This is a genomic window from Enterococcus sp. S86.2 (assembly GCF_059834485.2).
This window is the reverse complement of sequence record NZ_CM206813.1, coordinates 1,675,908-1,697,508: the sequence shown is the minus strand read 5'-3', so window position 1 is coordinate 1,697,508 and position 21,601 is coordinate 1,675,908. Positions and strand designations below refer to the sequence as shown.

The following is a 21,601-nucleotide window of genomic DNA, read 5'->3' as shown; positions in this document are numbered from 1 at the left end:
GAGTTTATGAAATGAAAAGAGCTTTAATCAGTGTTTCCGATAAAACCGGTGTCGTAGAACTGGCAGAAGGATTACTACAGGCTGGCTGGGAAATTATTTCGACTGGCGGCACGCAAAATGCCCTTACAAAAGCTGGTATTGCGACAATTGGAATTGAAGAAGTAACTCATTTTCCAGAGATGATGGACGGTCGGGTTAAAACATTACATCCTCTTATTCACGGCGGGCTATTAAGTCGTCGTGATAATACTGAACACGTTAAAGCTATGACAGACCATGATATTCAGCCAATTGATTTGGTAGTGGTCAATCTTTATCCTTTTAAAGAAACTATTTTAAAAGCGGATGTAACGACAAAAGATGCCATTGAAAATATTGATATTGGTGGGCCCAGTATGTTGCGCTCAGCTGCTAAAAACCATGAATTTGTAACGGTTGTGGTTGATCCGTTAGATTACGGGAAAGTTTTAGCCGAAATTAAAGAAAATGGGAAGACAACTTTTGCAACCAGACAAAAATTAGCCGCAAAAGTTTTTCGACATACGGCTGCTTATGATGCGTTGATTGCAGGCTTTATGACAGTGCTTGTGGCAGAAAAAGAGCCAGAAAAGTTAACTTTAACTTATGATTTGAAACAAAATTTGCGTTATGGGGAAAATTCTCATCAAGAGGCGGCTTTTTACGCCGATGCATTACCGGTCAGCTACTCGATCGCGCAAGCCAAACAACTTCATGGTAAAGAGCTGTCTTATAACAATATTAAAGACGCCGATGCAGCGATTCGGATCGTAAGAGAGTTTAAAGAGCCAACGGTAGTAGCGCTAAAACATATGAATCCTTGTGGCATCGGCTCAGCTGATACCATTGTAAAGGCCTATGATTTTGCTTATGATGCCGATCCAGTTTCTATTTTTGGGGGAATCATTGTTTTAAATCGAAAGGTAGATCTGGCGACCGCTGAAAAAATGCACAAATTATTCTTGGAAATTATTATTGCCCCAAGCTTTGCTACAGATGCCTTAGAACTGTTAAGTAGTAAGAAAAATATTCGTTTAATGACACTAGATTTTAGTGAAGTCAATAAAGCTGAATTACCAGAAAAAGTTTCCGTTTTAGGTGGATTACTCCTGCAAGATCAAGATGTAATAAAAGAAGAGGCAAATGATTTTAAAGTGGTCACTAAAAGACAACCAAGTGCCCAGGAGTTAAATGCTTTAGCTTTTGCCTGGAAGGCCGTAAAACATGTAAAATCAAATGCAATTGTGTTAGCAAATGAACATCAAACCGTTGGGATTGGTGCCGGTCAGATGAATCGTGTTGGTTCTGTTAAAATTGCAATTGCGCAAGCAGAAAATGCTGGCAAAATGGACGGTGCAGTTTTAGCCAGTGATGCATATTTTCCAATGGGAGACTCAGTGGAATTTGCCGCAGAGCATGGCATTAAGGCAATTGTGCAACCGGGTGGAAGTATTCGTGATCAAGAATCAATTGACATGGCGGATAAATACGGTGTTGCAATGGTCTTCACGGGTGTTCGTCATTTCCGTCACTAAGAGAGGATATTAAAATGAAATTATTTATTATTGGTGGCGGTGGTCGTGAACACGCCATTGCTAAGAAATTGTTAGCAGATGAAAAAGTGGAACAGGTATTTTGTGCTCCGGGAAATCCAGGGATGAAACAAGATGGGATAATAACTGTTGCCATTGCAGAAAACGAGCATGAAAAACTCATTGACTTTGCCAAGAAAGAAAATATTACGTGGACTTTTGTTGGGCCTGAAGCCCCGCTACAAAGAGGGATTGTCGATGATTTTCAAAAGGCAGGTTTACTAATTTTTGGTCCGAATCAAAAGGCAGCGCAGATTGAAAGTTCAAAAGATTTCGCCAAACAAATTATGGTAAATAATCAGATTCCAACCGCAGCTTATAAAACTTTTTCTGATTATCAAAAAGCGGCGGCTTATGTTGAGGAAAAAGGTGCCCCAATTGTCATTAAAGCTGATGGATTAGCGGCTGGAAAAGGTGTAGTCGTAGCTGAAACAATAGAAGAAGCACTAACGGCGTTAGCCGACATGTTAGAGGGAAATCGTTTTGGTGAAAGTGGTGCTAAGGTAGTCGTCGAAGAATTTTTAGCTGGAGAAGAATTTTCCTTATTGGCGTTTGTTAAAAATGAAGAAGTCTACCCTATGGTTATTGCCCAAGACCATAAGCGCGCCTATGACGGAGATAAAGGACCAAATACCGGCGGCATGGGTGCATATTCTCCTGTACCGCAAATCAGTGATGAAATGGTGACAAAGGCAGTTAAAGAAATTTTGGAACCTGCGGCTTATGGCATGGTAAAAAACGGCACACCTTTTACTGGAATTTTGTATGCTGGCTTAATAGCGACAAAGGATGGGGCCAAAGTAATCGAATTTAATGCACGCTTTGGTGATCCAGAGACACAAGTTGTCTTACCGCGCTTAAAATCTAGTTTAGCAGATATTATTACGGCACTTTTAGAAGGGACAAAACCGGTGGTGACGTGGCATGATCAGGCAGCATTTGGGGTAGTCGTTGCCGCACAAGGCTATCCTGGCGATTATCAAAAAGGTATGGTATTGCCACAAACTACAACTGAAAAGACAGAATTATATTATGCTGGGACAGCTAAAAAAGCTGAAAACTTAGTCGCAGCCGGTGGTAGAATTTTCTTAGTCGCAGCCCAAGCTAGCGATTTGAAAACGGCCCGCGATGAGGTTTATGAAGCGCTAGCTCAAATGGACTTGCCGCAAATGTTTTATCGCAAAGATATTGGCGCAAGAGCATTCAAATAAATTCATAACAACAGCAGGACATATGTTTGTAAAACAGCAGGTGGGACAAAATGTTTGTCTTGTCTGCTGTTTTTATTTGTGGAGGATTTTTTAAATTAAGTTGTTAGCGTTTTCTCTAAGTTGTGTTAAAATTTAACAGGAAGCAATTTTTAATGAATTATATTTGCAAATTTGGAGGTTACAAGATGAAACAAGTTAACTTTGGACCAAATGAATTAGGTGTCTCTAGTGTCGTCTTAGGTTGTATGCGAATTACTGAGGCCAAAGATCCTGTCGCGGTGATTCACGCAGCCGTAGAAAATGGCATCAACTTTTTTGATCATGCGGATATTTACGGGCAAGGAAAATGCGAAGAAATTTTTGCAGAAGCTTTTGCTAAAACCGGCTATAAAAGAGAAGATATGTTTATCCAAAGTAAGTGTGGCATTGTCCCAGGTAAAATGTTTGATTTTTCAAAAGAACATATCATATCTTCAGTAGAAAAAAGCTTGAAACGCTTAAATGTCGACTATCTAGATGCACTATTACTACATCGCCCAGATACATTGATGGAGCCAGAAGAAGTAGCGGCAGCTTTTGATCAATTGGAGTCAGAAGGTAAAGTAAAATATTTTGGGGTCAGCAATCAATACTCACGCCAAATCGAATTGTTAAAAAAATATGTACGCCAACCCTTAGTTGCCAATCAATTACAATTTGGAATTATGCATACGGGCATGATTGATTTTGGCTTACATGTGAATATGACAGATTCTCGTAGTGTTGATCACGACGATGGTATTTTGGAATTTTCACGGTTGAATGATATGACAATTCAAGCTTGGTCACCTTATCAGTATGGATTTTTTGAAGGGGTCTTTATTGGTAACGAGAAATTCCCTGAATTAAATAAAAAATTAACAGAAATGGCTGAAAAGTATAATACGACACCAACTGGTATTGCGTCAGCCTGGATTTTACGTCATCCGGCCAATATGCAAGTGATTGCTGGTAGTATGAATCCGCAACGAATTGAAGAAATCGCCAAAGCTAGTGATGTGGTAATGGCAAAAGAAGATTGGTATGACATTTATTTAGCAGCAGGAAATGATTTGCCATAAATTAATTATAATTTCTGATAATAAATAGCTTGAAAACGATAATCGTTCGGAATTTCCGAACGATTTTTGTGTTTTAAGAAAATATTTACGATTATTCTGTTGCATTTCTGAATAAGATGGGCTAAATTACATAGGGCGCAAAAAATGTGACCCAAATAAACAAATGGAGGCTATTCATTATGTTTGATATGAAAGTTTTTGATTATGAAGATGTTCAACTGATTCCAAATAAATGTATCGTAAGTTCTCGTTCCGAGTGTGATACAACGGTAACTTTAGGGAAGCACTCGTTTAAAATGCCGGTAGTACCTGCTAATATGCAGACGATTATCGATGAAAATATCGCGGAATTTTTAGCTGAAAATGGCTATTTCTACATTATGCATCGTTTCAATGAAGATGCCCGTATTCCTTTTATCAAAAAAATGCAAAGTCGTAACTTGATTACGTCAATTAGTGTTGGCGTAAAACCTCATGAGTACACTTTTGTTGAAGAATTGGCAGCAGAAAATCTAGTGCCAGACTACATTACAATTGATATTGCCCATGGGCATGCTAATGCTGTGATTGAAATGATTCAACACATTAAACGTTTATTGCCAGAGACATTTGTCATTGCCGGTAACGTGGGAACACCAGAAGCAGTTCGTGAATTGGAAAATGCTGGTGCGGATGCAACTAAAGTTGGAATTGGACCAGGTAAGGTTTGTATCACTAAAATTAAAACCGGTTTTGGTACAGGGGGCTGGCAATTAGCAGCTGTGCGTTGGTGTGCAAAAGCGGCTAGAAAACCAATCATTGCCGACGGCGGAATTAGAACCCACGGAGATATTGCAAAATCCGTTCGTTTTGGTGCTACCATGGTTATGATTGGCTCGCTGTTTGCTGGGCATGAAGAATCTCCAGGGGAAACCAAAGTACAAGACGGTGTTGTCTTGAAGGAATATTTTGGTAGTGCTTCTGAATTTCAAAAAGGTGAAAAGAAAAATGTAGAGGGTAAGAAAATTTGGATTCCTTACAAAGGTAAGCTTGCAGATACTTTGGTGGAAATGCAACAAGACTTACAGTCATCGATCTCTTATGCGGGCGGCAAAGACTTAGAAGCAATTCGCAAAGTCGATTATGTGATTGTGAAAAACTCTATTTTTAATGGTGATACGATTTAAGTAGTACTTTTAACCACGACTGTTGACAGTCGTGGTTTTTTTCATCCTGTTACAGGTTATGCTAGAATGAAGACAAAGGATTAGATGTTATTTGTGATCGAAATTTATTATTTTTTTTGAAAGAGGGGATAAAATGACAATCAAAGTCATGTCGATTTTTGGTACACGACCAGAAGCGATTAAGATGGCACCACTTATTAAAGCGCTGGAAAAAGATACGCGTTTTGAATCAATTGTCACTATAACAGCACAGCATCGTGAAATGCTAGATCAAGTGATGGAAATCTTTTCGTTAAAAGCGGATTTTGACTTGGATATTATGAGTAACGGGCAGACGTTGACTGATATTACGACCAAAGTTTTATTGGAATTACAGCCAGTGTTAAAACAAGCACGACCAGATATCGTGTTAGTTCACGGGGATACTACAACAACGTTTGCTGCGGCAACTGCCGCTTTTTATCAGCAAATTCCAATTGGTCACGTCGAAGCCGGATTAAGAACTTATAAAAAATATTCGCCTTATCCAGAAGAAGCCAACCGTCAGTTGACGGATGTTTTAAGTGATCTTTATTTTGCGCCGACTGCCACCAGTGCGGAGAATTTGCAACAAGAGCATCATTTATCTGATCATATTTATATCACGGGTAATACAGCAATTGATGCCATGAAATATACGCTGAAAAAAGAATATGGGCATCCTGCACTTTCAGCAGATAAAAAACAGATCCTAGTTACCATGCATCGACGGGAAAACTTAGGGGATAAAATGGCATCGGTATTTCATGCATTGCGCCGCTTAGCCACGGAATTTCCTGAAGTTTCGATTGTTTTTCCGATGCACAAAAATCCATTAGTACGACAAAATGCACGAAAACAGCTGGGGGATTTGGCAAATGTGGCGTTAATTGAACCACTAGATGTAGTGGATTTTCATAATATTGCTGCTAGAAGTTATTTGATTATGACCGACTCTGGTGGGGTGCAAGAAGAAGCCCCCTCACTTGGGGTGCCGGTTTTGGTGTTGCGGGATACAACGGAGCGACCAGAGGGGATAAAAGCTGGAACGTTGCGCTTAGTGGGGACTGATGAAGAGCAAGTTTATGAAGCGGCTAAAAATCTTTTAACCAGCCAAGAGGCATATAAAAAAATGGCTCAGGCGAAAAATCCATATGGCGATGGAAAAGCGAGTGAGCGAATTTTAAATGCTATTGTTGCGTATTTTACAAAAAATAATGAAGGGATATAAAAAGTTTTAACAAATTAGGACCAAAAGCCATGGTGGCTTTTGGTCCTAATTTGTTAGGCTGTTATTATTCAAAAGAGGAAAAGTTAAGAGAAATTCCCTTAGGCAGAATGTTTGTGGGCAGTTACTTGTTGTAAAGCCGACTCGATTTTAAGAAAGTCGTGAAAATCAGGTATTGGTTTAATCGTCACGATGGGAAGATGACCAAACATTTCTTGCGGCGAGAAGGTTGAGATGATTAAATCATAAGCTTCAAATTGTTCGTGCATCTTTTGGTGATGTGTATTGACACAGTCGATTAGTTCGAAATCGGTTTGGTTAATAAAATGCTGTTGTAACTTTTTTTGTAAGTAGTGGGGATGTGCTAAAGAAACGTCGGATAAAATTAACGTTCGGGTTTTAAACTGCCAATATTCCAAAACTTGAGGCAGTAAAGTAATGATAAGAAATAGTTGATGGTACATATGGTCAATCGTGATTTGAATGTTGTTTTTAATTCCATAGTCGCCAATAAATTGCTTCAAACCAGCAATAATATGGGGAAACTTTTTCTCGTAATTCAAAACAAAGCCACGCCTTGAATTGGATAAAATCGCAATGAAGTCACTATTTTTTAAGTAAATATAATTTTCATTGCAAAAGTGCCACACTAATTCTTCCAATTGCAAAAAGGAAATGGTCGTTGACGTTAATGCGAGTAAGTCTTCTAGAAAACGCATCGTTAATTCACTCAACTCTTGAATACGGGCGTTCTTTTTTTTGGCCAAGGTAAAATGCTCAAAAGAAAGTAGTAAATAATCATAGCAAAGTGGCCAAAGGGTTTCTTCAAAATCGTAATGCCAATTCATAGTTAATAAAGAGTCTTTTAGCTGAAACAGTGCAGTTTCTGTTTTTTTTGTCGCTGTTTTGATAAAGTTGCTTTTAAACTTTTCTTGAAGAGGGTGGTTATTATTTTGACGCCATAAAGAAACCGCGCCTGCAAAGTAGAGCTGCTCGTGTAGCCGATAATTTTGCGGCAATTGATTTTCTTTTAAAATGGTACGAACCAAATCGCTTAAGGCATGATCGCTTTTACTGTCAGGTAAGAGATATGCTGCAGCGTAGCGTTTTTCGCAAAAATATAATGTGTATAACGCGCGAATAAACACTTCATTTCCTTCAATTCGGACAGGACGGTTGGCTATTTTAACGTTAAAGGGAGCTAAAAGTTGGGAAAAATTATGATGCAACCGATGAAAGCTAGCGTTACTTAAGTAAAGCGTATTGGCACAGTCAGAAAAGGTAAAACAATCTTCAAAAAGTAAGTGTTCTAAAAAGCGCATTTCGCTTGTTTCTTGCATCAAATAATCGTAAAGGCGATCTAAGCCAAAGTCAAAAGGGGCTTGCCAATAATAACGATTTTGATGAAAATCAATTTCAAAACCGGGAAAGTAGCTTGTTATTTCAGCAATCGTATTGCGAATTGTTTTTAATGAAAATGGGCAGATCTTTAACAATTTTTCTAAAGTAATGCCATTAGGGTGTTGATAAAGGGCTTCAATGACGATAAGTTGACGTTGCTCCTGGCGAGCTAAAAAAGAACGTAAATTCATAAAACTCTCCTGTGTAATAATTATAAGAAAATAATAATTATAATTTTTTTACAGTTAATAATACGGTGAAATAAGAGATTGCGCAATGAGAATTGCGGGCTTTTTAAATCTTTACAAAAATTTTATTAAAATGAGATTGAGTTGTTTTTTTTGAAAAAAATGTTTCGTTAGTGTTGACAAAGAAGTTTAGATTCTTTAGGATGTAAGTGAAAAGAGATTGAAATTTTCATAATTAAATATTTGTTAGGTGAGGCTCCTATATGGACACAAGCTGCTGCCGCGAAAGAATCGAGAGACTCTTAGTTGGTAGAACAGGAATGATCGTGAAGGTTATTCATAACGCAGCTGATAGCAGATGCTATCTACGCCCTATAGTGCTAAAGCTCAACATGAACATACGCTTATTAAACGCGTGCTCATTGTTGAGCACGCGTTTTTTCTTTTTGACAAGGCAGTCTTTTTGACAAGGTGGTCTTTTCAAAAATGATGAGAGCAGATTTTTTTGGTTACGCTTTGCCGGCTAAATATTTGAAATAAAGTTCAGAAAGGTTGATTGACATGGAACACCCCAGTCCCTCGCGACAGAAACTAAATAAAAATAGCTAGGGAAGCGGGAGTCTTTCCTAGTGGCAAGGAGAGAAAACATGTTATTTACAAAAAACACAAAAGAACAAGAATTAAAAAAATTAGCACTTTTATCAGAACGAGAATTATTTATGGAGCTGAGAACCTCTATTAACGGGTTATCTTCTGAAGATGCAAGAAAACGGTTAGAAGAGTATGGTGAAAATCGGGTAGATGCGCAAAAACCGACACCTGCTTGGCTCTTGTTTTTAGAAGCCTTTAAAGATCCTTTTGTTTTGGTTTTGGCGGCTTTGGCCATTGTATCATTTGCAACGAGGGATTATGAGGCAGCCATTGTTATGATAGTGATGATTTTAGCTAGTGTCATTATTACCTTTGTGCAAGAATATCGCTCTCAAAAAGCAAGTTTAGAATTAAAGGAATTAATCGAAAATACTTGCGCAGTAACACGAGATGGGCTCACCAAAGAAATTCCGATGGATGAAGTGGTGCCAGGCGATATCGTGACCCTTGCAACAGGTGACATGATCCCAGCTGATGCTGTTTTGATTTGGACCAAGGATTTATTTGTTAATCAATCTTCTTTGACTGGTGAGTCAATGCCAGTGGAAAAATTTGTCGAAGCTGGTGTTAAAAAAGATGAAGATGTTTCTGCACTAGACTTAGATGATTTAGTATTTATGGGGACAGATGTATTAAGTGGTCAAGGAAAAGTTATCATTTTAAAAACGGGACAACAAACTTTCTTTGGCGATATTGCCAAAAATGCAACGAGTAAACGTGGAAAAACAGCTTTTGATATCGGTTTGACGCGGGTTAGCAAGTTGTTATTACGGATGGTAATGGTTTTATTTCCGGTAGTCTTCTTAATTAACGGCCTAACAAAAGGAGATTGGACTTCTGCGTTCTTTTTTGCAATTGCCGTAGCAGTGGGCCTAACGCCTGAAATGTTACCGATGATTGTGACGAGTAATTTAGCCAAAGGTGCACTTGCATTATCCAAACAAAAAGTCATTGTAAAAGAGTTGCCTTCTATTCAAAATTTAGGCAGTATGGATGTATTGTGTACGGATAAAACCGGTACAATCACTGAAGACCGTGTAGTTTTGGTGCAACATTTAAATCCAATGGGAAAAGAAAATCAAGCTGTTCTAAACATGACATATCTTAATTCTCACTATCAAACCGGTTGGAAAAATTTGATGGATATTGCCGTTTTAAATTATTTTGAAGAAAATAGTTGCCAGTTGCCTTTTGAAAATGTCGTTAAAATCGATGAAATTCCTTTTGACTTTTCTCGTCGTCGGTTAACTGTCGTGGTAAAAGCTGATAATCATCAAATCATGGTAACAAAAGGTGCTGTGGAAGAGATGGAACAAGTTTGTAAATACGCTGAAATTGATGGTGAAGTTGTTCTCTTAGACGATGAATTAAGAGAAAAAATGCGCAACGTGAATATTAAGATGAACGAACAAGGGATGCGAGTTTTAACCGTGGCGGTGAAAAGAGATGCCCACAGTGATGCGAATTATTCGGTTTCAGATGAAAAAGATATGACCTTAATCGGATTTATGGGCTTTTTAGATCCAGCCAAAGAATCGGCGATTTCTGCCATTAAGTCGCTACATGCACACGGTGTTTCAGTAAAAGTTTTAACCGGCGATAATGCTATCGTTGCCAAAAAAGTTTGCCAAGATGTAGGCATTGGTGTTACCAATATTTTGTTAGGGACAGATGTTGAAGCTTTATCAGATGAAGAATTGATGGCACAAGTGGATGAAACGAATTTATTTGCCAAATTAAATCCCATGCAAAAATCCCGGCTAATTGAAGTCATTCAACGAAAAGGTCACACCGTTGGTTTTATGGGGGATGGCATTAATGATGCACCAGCGTTAAGAAAAGCTGATGTTGGTATCTCCGTGGATACAGCAGCCGATATCACTAAAGATGCCAGTTCAATTATTTTGTTAGAAAAAAGCCTAAATGTGTTGGAAACAGGGGTCATTGAAGGCCGTCGGGTTTTTTCTAACATGATGAAATACATTAAGTTTACGATCAGTTCAAACTTTGGCAATGTCTTTTCAATTTTAGTAGCAAGTGCTTTTTTACCTTTCTTGCCGATGCTTTCGATGCAATTATTGGTACAAAATTTGATTTATGATATGGCACAATTGACAATTCCTTGGGATAATGTAGATGAAGAAGAGTTAGTAAAACCTGTGCGTTGGGAAATTGGTGATTTGTTTAAATTTACCGTTTCCATCGGTCCGGTTTCTAGTATTTTTGATATTTTGACTTTTTTGGTAATGTGGTTTGTTCTAGGTGCAAATACAGTTGCAGAACAAAGCCTTTTCCAAACAGGCTGGTTTTTAGTCGGTTTAACGACGCAGACCTTAGTTGTTCATATGGTTCGCACTAGAAAAGTACCCTTTATTCAAAGTCGGGCTTCCTTACCAGTTATTTTGACTAGTCTTTTAGCAATTGTAACAGGTTTTGTATTAGTTTTATCCCCATTACGAAGTGTTTTTGATTTTGTGATGTTACCTGCGAATTATTGGGGTTGGTTCATTTTAATCATCATGGGTTACCTGATTGTGATTGAAATTGCGAAACGACTTTACATTAAATTCACTTCTGAGTGGGTATAAAGAAATAAATGCGGCAGTTACTTCTGTAACTGTCGCATTTTTAATATCTTGCTGTATTAGCAATTAATTGGATTTTTGTCAAATGAAATCTAGAATTTTTAAAAGCGCTTCACAAATGTGATGAAATTCACAAAAATAATTTGATATTAAGCTGTTTTAACGAATTTTTATTTCGTGATTTAGTGAGCGTCTTAGTTGTATTTATTTCAGATAAATGATAGCTTAGTGATGTAAGTTTTACGAATTACCTAATACAGAATATTATGCTGTTATACTTAGGGTCATTTATTTAGGAGAGGAATGGATAATAAAATGGCAAAGAATGTAATCGATTTCCAAAAGATTTTGGATGAGATCAATGCTGATTTTCCAACGTATCAGGCATTAGACAAGGACGGTAAGGTGGTTAATAAAGATTTAATCCCTGACTTAAGCGATGATGAATTAGTTGCGTTGATGACACAAATGGTGTGGTCACGCGTTTTGGATCAACGTTCAACTGCATTAAACCGTCAAGGGCGTCTAGGCTTTTACGCACCAACTGCAGGACAAGAAGCAAGTCAATTAGCAAGTCACTTTGCTTTTGAAAAAGAAGATCGCCTGTTTCCAGGTTATCGTGACGTACCACAACTTGTGCAACACGGCTTACCATTGAAAGAAGCATTTTTATGGTCTCGTGGACATGTTGCAGGTAATTTATATCCAGCAGATTTACATGCAATGCCACCACAAATTATTATTGGGGCGCAATATGTACAAGCTGCCGGTGTTGCCTTAGGTCTTAAAAAACGCAATAGTAAAAATGTTACGTTTGTATACACTGGTGATGGTGGTTCATCTCAAGGTGATTTTTATGAAGCAATCAACTTTGCAGGTGCTTACCACGCTAATGCAGTTTTCTATATTCAAAATAATGGTTTTGCCATTTCAACACCGCGGGAAAAACAAACCGCTGCAAAAACATTAGCACAAAAAGCAGCAGCTGCTGGTATCCCAGGAATTCAAGTAGACGGTATGGATGCACTTGCTGTTTATACAGTTTCTAAAGCTGCTAGAGAATGGGCCGCTGCTGGTAACGGACCTGTTTTAATTGAAACATTAACGTATCGTTATGGTCCGCATACTCTTTCTGGGGACGATCCAACACGTTATCGCTCAAAAGATTTAGACAATGAATGGCAACAAAAAGATCCATTGATTCGGATGCGTAACTATTTGACTGAAAAAGGACTTTGGTCAGAAGCTAAAGAAGAAGAAGTCATTGAAAACACGAAAGAAGAAATCAAAACAGCTATTGCTGAAGCTGACCGTGTACCAAAACAAAAAGTTTCTGATTTCTTGAAGAGTATGTATGAAGTACAACCTCAAAGTATTAAAGAACAAATTGCATTTTATGAAGCGAAGGAGTCGAAATAGTCATGGCGCAAAAAACAATGATCCAAGCGATCACCGACGCATTGAGTTTGGAATTAGGTGCTGACGAAAATGTCTTAGTATTTGGTGAAGACGTAGGTAAAAATGGTGGGGTGTTCCGCGCAACAGAAGGTTTGCAAGAAAAATATGGTGAAGATCGCGTTTTTGATACACCGTTAGCAGAATCTGGTATTGGTGGTTTGGCTTTTGGTTTAGCTCTTGAAGGCTTCCGTCCAGTCCCTGAAATTCAGTTCTTTGGTTTTGTTTTTGAAGTAATGGATGAAATCGTAGGCCAAATGGCGCGAACACGTTACCGTATGGGCGGGACACGTAATTTGCCAATCACCATTCGTTCTCCATTTGGTGGTGGTGTGCACACACCTGAACTTCACTCAGATAATTTAGAAGGTTTAATGGCGCAATCTCCTGGTTTGCGGGTCGTTATTCCATCAAATCCTTATGATGCCAAAGGTTTATTGATTGCTTCAATTCGCAGTAATGATCCCGTTGTCTTTTTGGAACATATGAAACTTTATCGTTCATTCCGTGATGAAGTGCCAGATGAAGCTTATGAAGTTCCTTTGGACAAAGCAGCTGTAACTCGTGAAGGTAAAGATGTTTCAATTATTACTTATGGTGCAATGGTTCGTGAAGCAATTAAAGCTGCAGACAATTTAGCTAAAGAAAATATCGATGCTGAAATTATTGATCTTCGTACTGTCGCACCTTTAGATATTGAAACAATTATCGCATCTGTTGAAAAAACCGGCCGCGTCGTTGTCGTGCAAGAAGCACAAAAACAAGCTGGCGTTGGTGCTCAAGTTGTTTCTGAAATCTCTGAACGAGCTGTTTTATCTCTTGAAGCTCCTGTTGGTCGCGTTTCAGCGCCAGATACAGTCTTCCCGTTTGGTCAAGCTGAAAATATTTGGTTACCAAATGCTGCGGATATCGAAGCAAAAGTAAAAGAAATCGTCAACTTTTAATTAGACGTAAGCTTATGAATTCTATTTTCAGGAAGGAAAGATTATAAATGGCTTTTCAATTTAAATTACCGGACATCGGCGAAGGTATTGCAGAAGGCGAAATCGTAAAATGGTTCGTTAAACCTGGCGATACAATTAACGAAGATGATACGTTATTAGAAGTACAAAATGATAAATCAGTCGAAGAAATTCCATCACCTGTTACAGGTACAGTTAAAAATATTATTGTACCAGAAGGAACAGTAGCAAATGTTGGCGATGTATTGGTTGAAATCGATGCTCCTGGGCATGAAGATAATGAAGGTGATAGTGGCGTAGCTGCGACGGAACAAACCCCAGCGCAACCTGCTGCGGTACCTACTGAGCAAACTTCAGCAGCAAGTAGTGGTGTTTATCAATTCAAATTACCAGACATCGGCGAAGGTATTGCAGAGGGCGAAATCGTAAAATGGTTTGTTAAACCTGGCGATACAATCAATGAAGATGATACATTATTAGAAGTACAAAATGATAAATCAGTCGAAGAAATTCCATCACCTGTTACAGGTACAGTTAAAAACATTCTTGTCTCAGAAGGGACAGTAGCAAATGTTGGGGATGTATTGGTTGAAATCGATGCACCAGGACACAATGATGCACCGAAATCTGCACCTGCAGCACCTGTAAGTGAAGCTGCAACTCCTGAAGCTTCACTTACAAGTAGTGTTGTCAAAGCAGCTGATCCGAATAAACGTGTCTTAGCGATGCCATCAGTTCGTCAATATGCTCGCGAAAAAGATGTTGATATTACACAAGTAACAGCTACAGGTAAAGGCGGACGTGTAACAAAAGAAGATATTGATAACTTCTTAAATGGCAACACTTCAGCTGCAACTGCCGCAACGACTTCTACACAAGCAACTGACGTACAACAAAGTCAAGTAGCTGCTAAAGCGGCACCTGCACCAAAAGCCTTCACTTCAAACATGGGCAACATGGAAGAGCGCGTTGCTTTAACACCAACGCGTAAAGCAATTGCTAAAGCAATGGTTACAAGCAAACAAACAGCACCTCATGTCACATTACATGATGAAGTAGAAGTTTCTGCACTTTGGGATCACCGTAAGAAATTTAAAGAAGTAGCTGCTGAAAATGGCACTAAGTTGACATTTTTACCTTACGTTGTCAAAGCGTTGACTGCTACGGCTAAGAAATTCCCAGTTTTGAATGCTTCTATTGATGATGCAAAACAAGAAATTGTTTACAAACATTACTATAATATTGGGATTGCAACCGATACAGATCATGGTTTATACGTACCAAATGTTAAAAATGCAGATCAAAAAGGTATGTTTGCAATTGCTGATGAAATTAACGACAAAGCCCAATTGGCTCATGACGGTAAACTTGCTGCTGATGATATGCGTAATGGCACAATTACAATCAGCAATATCGGTTCGGTTGGTGGAGGATTCTTTACTCCAGTTATTAATTACCCAGAAGTTGCCATTTTAGGTGTAGGTACAATTGCACAACAACCAGTTGTTAATGCTGAAGGTGAAATCGTAGTTGGCCGCGTTATGAAACTTTCATTAAGTTTTGACCACCGCATCGTCGATGGCGCGACTGCTCAAAAAGCAATGAATAATATTAAACGCTTGTTAGCTAACCCAGAGCTAATGTTAATGGAAGGATGATAGACTCATGGTAGTTGGAGATTTCGCTATCGAATTAGATACAGTTGTAATCGGAGCTGGACCTGGTGGCTATGTTGCCGCCATCCGGGCTGCCGAAATGGGACAAAAAGTTGCCATTGTGGAAAAAGAATACATTGGCGGTGTCTGCTTAAACGTGGGATGTATTCCTTCAAAAGCGTTAATTTCTGCTGGACATCATTATCAAGAATCATTGGACTCTAAATTATTTGGTGTTTCAAGCGAAAACGTGACATTAGATTTTGCTGCTACCCAAGAATGGAAACAAAACGGTGTTGTGAACAAATTGACTAGTGGTGTTGGTTTCTTACTTAAAAAACACAAAGTTGAAGTTTTGGAAGGCGAAGCATATTTTGTTGATGATCACACGTTACGTGTAATGCATCCAGACTCTGCGCAAACATATTCTTTCAATAATGCAATCGTTGCGACTGGTTCACGTCCAATTGAAATTCCCGGTTTCAAATTTGGCGGTCGCGTATTAGATTCTACTGGCGGTTTAGCTTTAAAAGAAGTACCTAAAAACTTTGTTATCATCGGCGGTGGTGTTATTGGTGCGGAATTAGGTGGCGCATATGCTAACCTAGGTGCGAATGTCACTATTTTAGAAGGTTCACCACAGATTTTACCAACTTATGAAAAAGATATGGTTAAAATTGTTGAAGATGAATTTAAGAAAAAAGGTATGACGGTTATTACCAATGCAATGGCTAAAGAAGCAGTTGACAATGGGGATAGTGTTACAATTAAATATGCTGTGGATGGTAAAGAAGAAAGCATCACAGCAGATTATGTAATGGTTACTGTCGGTCGTCGTCCAAATACTGATGAATTAGGTTTAGAACAAGCTGGTGTTGAAATCGGCGAACGAGGCTTAATTACAGTTGATAAACAAGGAAGAACGAATGTTTCCAACATTTTTGCTATTGGTGATATCGTTCCTGGAGCCGCTTTAGCGCATAAAGCGAGCTATGAAGCAAAAATTGCTGCTGAAGCAATTAGTGGTAAAAAAGTTGCGGTTGACTACAAAGCAATGCCAGCCGTTGCCTTTACAGATCCAGAACTTGCTTCTGTTGGGATGACGATTGCTGAAGCAAAAGAAGCTGGTCTAGAAGCAAAAGCCTTTAAATTCCCATTTTCTGGCAATGGGCGTGCGTTGTCTTTAGGTAAAACAGAAGGCTTCATCCGCTTGGTAACAACGGTTGAAGATAACGTTTTAATCGGTGCACAACTTGCTGGTGTGGGTGCTAGTGATATGGTTTCAGAACTTGCTTTGGCAATTGAATCTGGCATGAATGCAGAAGATATCGCCTTGACGATTCATCCACATCCATCACTAGGGGAAATTGTTATGGACGCGTCAGAACTTGCTTTGGGTATGCCAATCCATATTTAAAGTAAACTTTAAAACGCTTAAATTGGAGCTGCGCCATATCTGGTGCAGCTCTTTTCTTTGTATCATCTCCTATGCTAAACTAACCTAGAGGTGAAATATATGCGGGAATATCAATATCCTCTTGATTTGTCTTGGACAACACAGGAGATGGTGGTTGTCATGAAAATGTGGGAAACACTAGAAGTTGCATACGAAAAAGGCACTACAGCCGAAAGTTTTTTGGCGGTTTATCAACAGTTTAAAAAAGTTGTTCCAAGTATTGGAGAGGAACGTCGCTTGGGCAAAGAATTTGAAACTTTATCAGGGTATTCCTTATACCACACAGTAAAGGTGGCCAAGGAAAATCCCAAAGGAAAGTTGAAGGTGACCAATTAGATATGGAAGCAATGGTAAATGAAATTAAAACTTGGATTTATGAAGCTGGCGAAGTTATCAAAAAAAGTTTTCAAGCAGATGATTTAGTCATCGATACAAAGAGCGGTCGCACAGATTTAGTCACAAATTTGGATAAAGCAACCCAAGAATTTCTGACACAACGAATTATGAATTTTGATCCTGAGGCAAAAATTTTAGGCGAAGAAAATGGGAAAGATAACCTAGATGATTTTAGCGGGCGTGTTTTTGTCATTGATCCAATCGATGGTACGATGAATTTTGTTTTGGAACAAGAAAACTTTTGTATTATGGTAGCAGTCTATGAAAATGGTGTAGGAAAATTGGGCTTTGTTTATGATGTCATGAAAAATGAATTTTTGTGGGGCGGTCGCGGTATTGGTGTGTATTGCAATGATAAAAAAATCGATGCACCAAAAGATATTGCCTTATCTGAAGGCTTAATTGGCTTAAACCACGTGATGTATCAAAAAGACAGTTGGCACGTGCAAAAGATGGGAGAAATTGCCTTAGGCGTACGTATGACAGGTTGTGCAGGCTATGAGTTAATTGGTCTGGCAATGGGAAGAAGAGCGGCCTATATCTCACGGTTGGCCCCTTGGGACTATGCTGCCGGCGGTGTTTTGATTGAAGAATTGGGACTACGCATGTCTAATATAAATGGTGAAGCCTTAAAACTGGCGGGCCGGGAACTTTTTGTCGCAGCAACTCCCAAAGCTTATGAAAATATTATGGAAATTAAGGGTTGAAAACCCCAGAACACTAGGCTTTTTTTAACAGATTCACAAAACTTAGCGATAAGATTGCGTTTTTTTGAAAGTTTTCACTATATTTCAGAAAGATAATCTGTTATAATGAGCCGTCAGATTATACACAAGATTAAAGGAGCCAGATAAATTGAAATTAAGAAATGATATTCGCAATGTGGCCATTATCGCCCACGTTGACCATGGTAAAACGACACTCGTAGATGAATTATTGAAACAATCCGATACCCTAGACAGCCACACACACTTAGAAGAGCGTGCCATGGACTCCAACGCTTTGGAAAAAGAACGTGGTATTACGATTTTGGCAAAGAATACTGCCGTCGAATATCAAGGTACTAAAATTAACATTATGGACACACCGGGACACGCGGACTTCGGTGGTGAAGTAGAACGAATCATGAAAATGGTTGACGGTGTTGTTTTAGTTGTTGATGCATACGAAGGTACCATGCCCCAAACACGTTTTGTGTTGAAAAAAGCTTTAGAACAACATTTAACACCAATTGTAGTTGTAAATAAAATTGACAAAGACTCAGCACGTCCGGCAGAAGTTGTCGATGAAGTTTTAGAATTATTCATCGAATTAGGCGCAGATGAAGATCAATTGGAATTTCCAGTGATTTATGCTTCTGCTGTAAACGGAACTTCTAGTTTATCTGATGATCCAAGTCAACAAGAACATACGATGTCGCCAATTTTTGACACAATTATTGAGCACATCCCAGCTCCAATTGACAACAGTGATGAACCATTGCAATTCCAAGTTTCTTTACTTGATTATAATGATTACGTTGGTCGTATCGGAATTGGTCGTGTCTTCCGTGGGAAAATCGCGGTTGGTGATCAAGTATCTTTAATTAAATTAGACGGTACAATTAAAAACTTCCGTGTTACTAAATTATTTGGTTTCTTCGGTTTGAAACGTTTGGAAATTAAAGAAGCTAAAGCTGGCGATTTAATTGCGGTTTCTGGTATGGAAGATATTTTCGTCGGTGAAACAGTAACACCGGTTGAACATCAAGATGCGCTACCTATCCTGCACATTGACGAACCAACTTTACAAATGACTTTCTTGGTGAATAACTCACCATTTGCTGGTCGTGAAGGAAAATGGGTAACAGCTCGTAAAATTGAAGAACGTTTGATGTCTCAATTGCAAACTGACGTTTCTTTACGAGTAGATCCAATTGCACCAGATGCTTGGACTGTTTCTGGTCGTGGTGAATTACACTTGTCTATTTTGATTGAAAATATGCGTCGTGAAGGTTACGAGTTGCAAGTATCTCGTCCTGAAGTTATTGAACGTATCGTAGATGGCGTAAAATGTGAGCCTTTTGAACGGGTACAAATTGATACTCCTGAAGAATATATGGGTTCTGTGATTGAAGCGTTGGGTCAACGTAAGGCAGAAATGCAAGATATGATTCACGTCGGCAATGGCCAAATTCGTTTAGTTTTCTTAGCGCCTGCTCGTGGTTTAATTGGTTTTACAACTGAATTTTTATCCATGACACGAGGTTATGGGATTATGAACCATACGTTTGATCAATACTTGCCAATGATTCAAGGTACAATTGGTGGACGCCACCATGGTGCTTTGGTTTCGATGGAAAACGGGAAAGCAACAACTTACTCTATTATGTCTGTTGAAGAACGTGGAACTGTCTTTGTTGAACCAGGTACTGAAGTATACGAAGGTATGATCGTCGGTGAAAATTCTCGGGATAATGACTTAGCGGTTAATATCGTTAAAGCAAAACAAATGACTAACGTCCGTTCTGCAACCAAAGACCAAACTTCTGTCATTAAAAAACCACGTATTTTAACATTAGAAGAATCTTTAGAGTTTCTAAATGATGATGAATATTGTGAAGTAACGCCAGAAAGTATTCGTTTACGTAAACAAATCTTAAATAAAAACGAACGTGAAAAAGCTGCGAAAAAGAAAAAAACTGCAGACAAATAATTTTTTAGCCAAACCTTTTCTTGAGGTTTGGTTTTTTTGTGGAAAAGTTTTTGGTATTAAAAGTTAATTTAACAATGTTTTTGCGTATATTGTTAGATTAGGAAGTTTATTATTCGATTTTTTTGTTCCACAAACAATCATTGTTTCACAATGTGTGAGATTAGAAACGACGAAGAGAGTTTTGCGGAAAATGTTCGGCTTTATCATGGCTTTCGTGAAAATTTTACGAAGCTTTCCAGTATTTTGTCCCAATCAATTGGGGATTATGCTATAATAATGAAACTAAGAAAGAAAGGTTGGATTAGAGATGGATTCAATTTCTCATGAATTTGCTTTGGAATTATTGATGCAAGATGCCGACCGCATTAAAAAATTAATTCGCAATCAAAAAAATAGTTTATGTATTTCTCAATGTAAAGCTTTTGAGGAAGTGGTTGATACACAAATGTACGGCTTGTCTCGTCAAGTAACCTTCGCGGTGCGCCTAGGCATCATAAAAAGTGATGAAGGGCATCAGTTATTGAGTGATTTGGAAAGAGAATTAAATCGCTTATATTCTGAGGTTTACGAAGATCAAAAGACGAACAAGGAGGCGTAAGCCTTGCCACAAAAAATAAAGAAACGTCACCTGTTGGATTATAGTATTCTAATTCCTTACCTCATTTTATGTGTTTTGGGTTTGGTGATGGTATTTAGTTCAACTTCTTATCTTTTAGTTGAACAAGGTCAGAATTTTATGAGTTCGGTCATCAACCAAGCTGTTTTTTGGCTTTTAAGTTTGGTGGCCATCAGTTTTATTTACAAGATGAAAACAGATGTTATTCGCAATAAAGCATTTGCCTCCATGGCAATGATCATTGTGATCGTATTACTTTTAGTCGTTTTAGTAATTGGTAAAGAAGTTAATGGTGCAAAAGGTTGGTTGTCTTTTGGTCCGGTTAATATTCAGCCAGCAGAGTTTTTTAAAATTACAACGATTTGGTTTTTAGCGTTGAAGCTTTCAACGCGGCAAAAAACTATTCAAGGTCAGACTTTTTTAAACACAGTTTTTCGACCATTAGTCTATGTTATTTTCGGGTTGCTTTTAATTGCCCTATTGCCTGACTTTGGGAATGCGGCTGTCATTACCTTGATTGCTTTTTCTGTCATTATGGCAAGTGGGATTAACTACTTGTATACATTAGTTTTAGGAATTGTTGGTGTAGTGGGCTCTTTTGGTGTGATTCAGTTGATTAATTTGACTAAAGGTAAATTAATCCCAGCACATGTTTATAGTCGCTTTGCGATTTATCAAAATCCCTTTAAAGATGAGTTTAATTTAGGGCATCAAATGGTAAATGGTTATTATGCCATTTATAATGGGGGGCTTTTTGGCCGTGGTTTGGGCAATAGCATTCAGAAAAAAGGCTTTTTGAAATTTGCCCACACCGATTATATTTTTGCAATTGTAATAGAAGAATTAGGCTTGATTGTAGCGTTGTTGGTTTTAGCCTTGTTGTTTTACATGATTGCGCGGATTTTTCTAGTGGGAATCCGCTCAAGTGATGCCTTTAATTCGATGATGTGTATTGGGATTGGCTCACTATTTTTGATTCAGGTTTTTGTTAACTTAGGGGGGATTACCGGTATTATTCCTTTGACTGGGATTACTTTTCCCTTTTTAAGTCAAGGGGGATCATCGCTTTTAATGCTTTCTATCTGTGTTGGTTTTGCACTAAATATTAGTGCGGATGAAAAGAAAAAGCAGTATGGTATTACAACAAGTAAGCCGATGAAAAAGAGGTTACCGCAAAAAAAAATGAGTTAAGCTGATTTTCAGCTAACA

16 protein-coding genes and 1 riboswitch are annotated in these 21,601 nt (G+C 38.4%); of the genes, 15 read left to right on the top strand and 1 reads right to left on the bottom strand.

All coding sequences use genetic code 11. The features are described from left to right. The first annotated feature begins 11 nt into the window (after positions 1-11). The 5 genes from purH to wecB all read left to right on the top strand — a co-directional run bounded on the left by purH (position 12) and on the right by wecB (position 6,336). Positions 12-1,553: a bifunctional phosphoribosylaminoimidazolecarboxamide formyltransferase/IMP cyclohydrolase gene (gene purH, locus AC6R0T_RS07880; protein WP_303753917.1), complete on the top strand. Its 1,542-nt coding sequence runs from the start codon at positions 12-14 to the stop codon at positions 1,551-1,553. Between the two features lie 14 nt (positions 1,554-1,567). Next, positions 1,568-2,821, top strand: a complete 1,254-nt coding sequence (purD, locus tag AC6R0T_RS07875; RefSeq protein WP_303753918.1) for a phosphoribosylamine--glycine ligase — start codon at positions 1,568-1,570, stop codon at positions 2,819-2,821. Between the two features lie 185 nt (positions 2,822-3,006). Then, positions 3,007-3,921: an aldo/keto reductase gene (locus AC6R0T_RS07870; protein ID WP_303753919.1), complete on the top strand. Its 915-nt coding sequence runs from the start codon at positions 3,007-3,009 to the stop codon at positions 3,919-3,921. Positions 3,922-4,109: 188 nt separating this feature from the next. Continuing rightward, the gene (gene guaC, locus AC6R0T_RS07865) at positions 4,110-5,087 is read left to right on the top strand and encodes a GMP reductase (RefSeq protein ID WP_206903750.1); all 978 of its coding nucleotides are present in this window, start codon (positions 4,110-4,112) and stop codon (positions 5,085-5,087) included. Positions 5,088-5,220: 133 nt separating this feature from the next. Beyond that, complete coding sequence (gene wecB / locus AC6R0T_RS07860) at positions 5,221-6,336, top strand: non-hydrolyzing UDP-N-acetylglucosamine 2-epimerase (RefSeq protein WP_206903707.1); 1,116 nt, start codon at positions 5,221-5,223, stop codon at positions 6,334-6,336. Between the two features lie 98 nt (positions 6,337-6,434). On the opposite strand, the gene AC6R0T_RS07855 is transcribed toward wecB, so the two are convergent. Then, positions 6,435-7,925 carry an AcpB/EbpR/MafR family transcriptional regulator gene (locus AC6R0T_RS07855; RefSeq protein ID WP_303753920.1) on the bottom strand — a complete coding sequence of 497 codons (1,491 nt, stop codon included), beginning with the start codon at positions 7,923-7,925 and terminating at the stop codon, positions 6,435-6,437. Between the two features lie 232 nt (positions 7,926-8,157). Next, a riboswitch (M-box (ykoK) riboswitch) is annotated at positions 8,158-8,328 on the top strand. A gap of 241 nt (positions 8,329-8,569) precedes the next feature. Between AC6R0T_RS07855 and mgtA the strand changes: the two genes are divergently transcribed. The 10 genes from mgtA (at position 8,570) to AC6R0T_RS07805 (ending at position 21,583) form a co-directional block, all read left to right on the top strand. Continuing rightward, on the top strand, positions 8,570-11,161 hold the full coding sequence (mgtA, locus tag AC6R0T_RS07850; protein ID WP_303753921.1) for a magnesium-translocating P-type ATPase: 2,592 nt from the start codon (positions 8,570-8,572) through the stop codon (positions 11,159-11,161). 300 nt (positions 11,162-11,461) lie between these two features. After that, the gene (pdhA, locus tag AC6R0T_RS07845) at positions 11,462-12,577 is read left to right on the top strand and encodes a pyruvate dehydrogenase (acetyl-transferring) E1 component subunit alpha (protein ID WP_431520969.1); all 1,116 of its coding nucleotides are present in this window, start codon (positions 11,462-11,464) and stop codon (positions 12,575-12,577) included. Positions 12,578-12,579: 2 nt separating this feature from the next. Beyond that, positions 12,580-13,557 (top strand): alpha-ketoacid dehydrogenase subunit beta, encoded by a 978-nt coding sequence (locus tag AC6R0T_RS07840; protein ID WP_173103191.1) that lies wholly within the window; start codon positions 12,580-12,582, stop codon positions 13,555-13,557. Positions 13,558-13,604: 47 nt separating this feature from the next. Next, entirely contained in the window at positions 13,605-15,233 is a 1,629-nt protein-coding gene (locus AC6R0T_RS07835; protein WP_303753922.1) for a dihydrolipoyllysine-residue acetyltransferase, read from the top strand. A 7-nt stretch (positions 15,234-15,240) separates the two neighbouring features. Next, the gene (lpdA, locus tag AC6R0T_RS07830) at positions 15,241-16,647 is read left to right on the top strand and encodes a dihydrolipoyl dehydrogenase (protein ID WP_206903702.1); all 1,407 of its coding nucleotides are present in this window, start codon (positions 15,241-15,243) and stop codon (positions 16,645-16,647) included. 99 nt (positions 16,648-16,746) lie between these two features. Further along, positions 16,747-17,022 carry a UPF0223 family protein gene (locus AC6R0T_RS07825; protein WP_206903701.1) on the top strand — a complete coding sequence of 92 codons (276 nt, stop codon included), beginning with the start codon at positions 16,747-16,749 and terminating at the stop codon, positions 17,020-17,022. 2 nt (positions 17,023-17,024) lie between these two features. Continuing rightward, entirely contained in the window at positions 17,025-17,789 is a 765-nt protein-coding gene (locus tag AC6R0T_RS07820; RefSeq protein WP_282462447.1) for an inositol monophosphatase family protein, read from the top strand. A gap of 148 nt (positions 17,790-17,937) precedes the next feature. After that, a complete protein-coding gene (gene typA, locus AC6R0T_RS07815; RefSeq protein ID WP_173103186.1) occupies positions 17,938-19,776 on the top strand; it encodes a translational GTPase TypA in 1,839 nt (612 codons plus the stop codon). A 307-nt stretch (positions 19,777-20,083) separates the two neighbouring features. Next, positions 20,084-20,374 (top strand): Fpa/YlaN family protein, encoded by a 291-nt coding sequence (locus AC6R0T_RS07810; RefSeq protein WP_206903699.1) that lies wholly within the window; start codon positions 20,084-20,086, stop codon positions 20,372-20,374. Between the two features lie 3 nt (positions 20,375-20,377). Continuing rightward, the gene (locus AC6R0T_RS07805) at positions 20,378-21,583 is read left to right on the top strand and encodes an FtsW/RodA/SpoVE family cell cycle protein (protein ID WP_303753923.1); all 1,206 of its coding nucleotides are present in this window, start codon (positions 20,378-20,380) and stop codon (positions 21,581-21,583) included. Positions 21,584-21,601: the final 18 nt, after the last annotated feature.

Excerpts from the sequence above, each read along its gene's own strand:
- AC6R0T_RS07840 (WP_173103191.1), top strand. The coding sequence starts at position 12,580 with ATGGCGCAAAAAACAATGATCCAAGCGATCACCGACGCATTGAGTTTG.
- purH (WP_303753917.1), top strand. The coding sequence starts at position 12 with ATGAAAAGAGCTTTAATCAGTGTTTCCGATAAAACCGGTGTCGTAGAA.
- pdhA (WP_431520969.1), top strand. The coding sequence starts at position 11,462 with ATGGATAATAAAATGGCAAAGAATGTAATCGATTTCCAAAAGATTTTG.
- AC6R0T_RS07825 (WP_206903701.1), top strand. The coding sequence starts at position 16,747 with ATGCGGGAATATCAATATCCTCTTGATTTGTCTTGGACAACACAGGAG.
- purD (WP_303753918.1), top strand. The coding sequence starts at position 1,568 with ATGAAATTATTTATTATTGGTGGCGGTGGTCGTGAACACGCCATTGCT.
- guaC (WP_206903750.1), top strand. The coding sequence starts at position 4,110 with ATGAAAGTTTTTGATTATGAAGATGTTCAACTGATTCCAAATAAATGT.
- AC6R0T_RS07810 (WP_206903699.1), top strand. The coding sequence starts at position 20,084 with ATGGATTCAATTTCTCATGAATTTGCTTTGGAATTATTGATGCAAGAT.
- AC6R0T_RS07855 (WP_303753920.1), bottom strand. The coding sequence starts at position 7,925 with ATGAATTTACGTTCTTTTTTAGCTCGCCAGGAGCAACGTCAACTTATC.
- AC6R0T_RS07835 (WP_303753922.1), top strand. The coding sequence starts at position 13,605 with ATGGCTTTTCAATTTAAATTACCGGACATCGGCGAAGGTATTGCAGAA.
- mgtA (WP_303753921.1), top strand. The coding sequence starts at position 8,570 with ATGTTATTTACAAAAAACACAAAAGAACAAGAATTAAAAAAATTAGCA.
- AC6R0T_RS07820 (WP_282462447.1), top strand. The coding sequence starts at position 17,025 with ATGGAAGCAATGGTAAATGAAATTAAAACTTGGATTTATGAAGCTGGC.
- AC6R0T_RS07870 (WP_303753919.1), top strand. The coding sequence starts at position 3,007 with ATGAAACAAGTTAACTTTGGACCAAATGAATTAGGTGTCTCTAGTGTC.
- lpdA (WP_206903702.1), top strand. The coding sequence starts at position 15,241 with ATGGTAGTTGGAGATTTCGCTATCGAATTAGATACAGTTGTAATCGGA.
- wecB (WP_206903707.1), top strand. The coding sequence starts at position 5,221 with ATGACAATCAAAGTCATGTCGATTTTTGGTACACGACCAGAAGCGATT.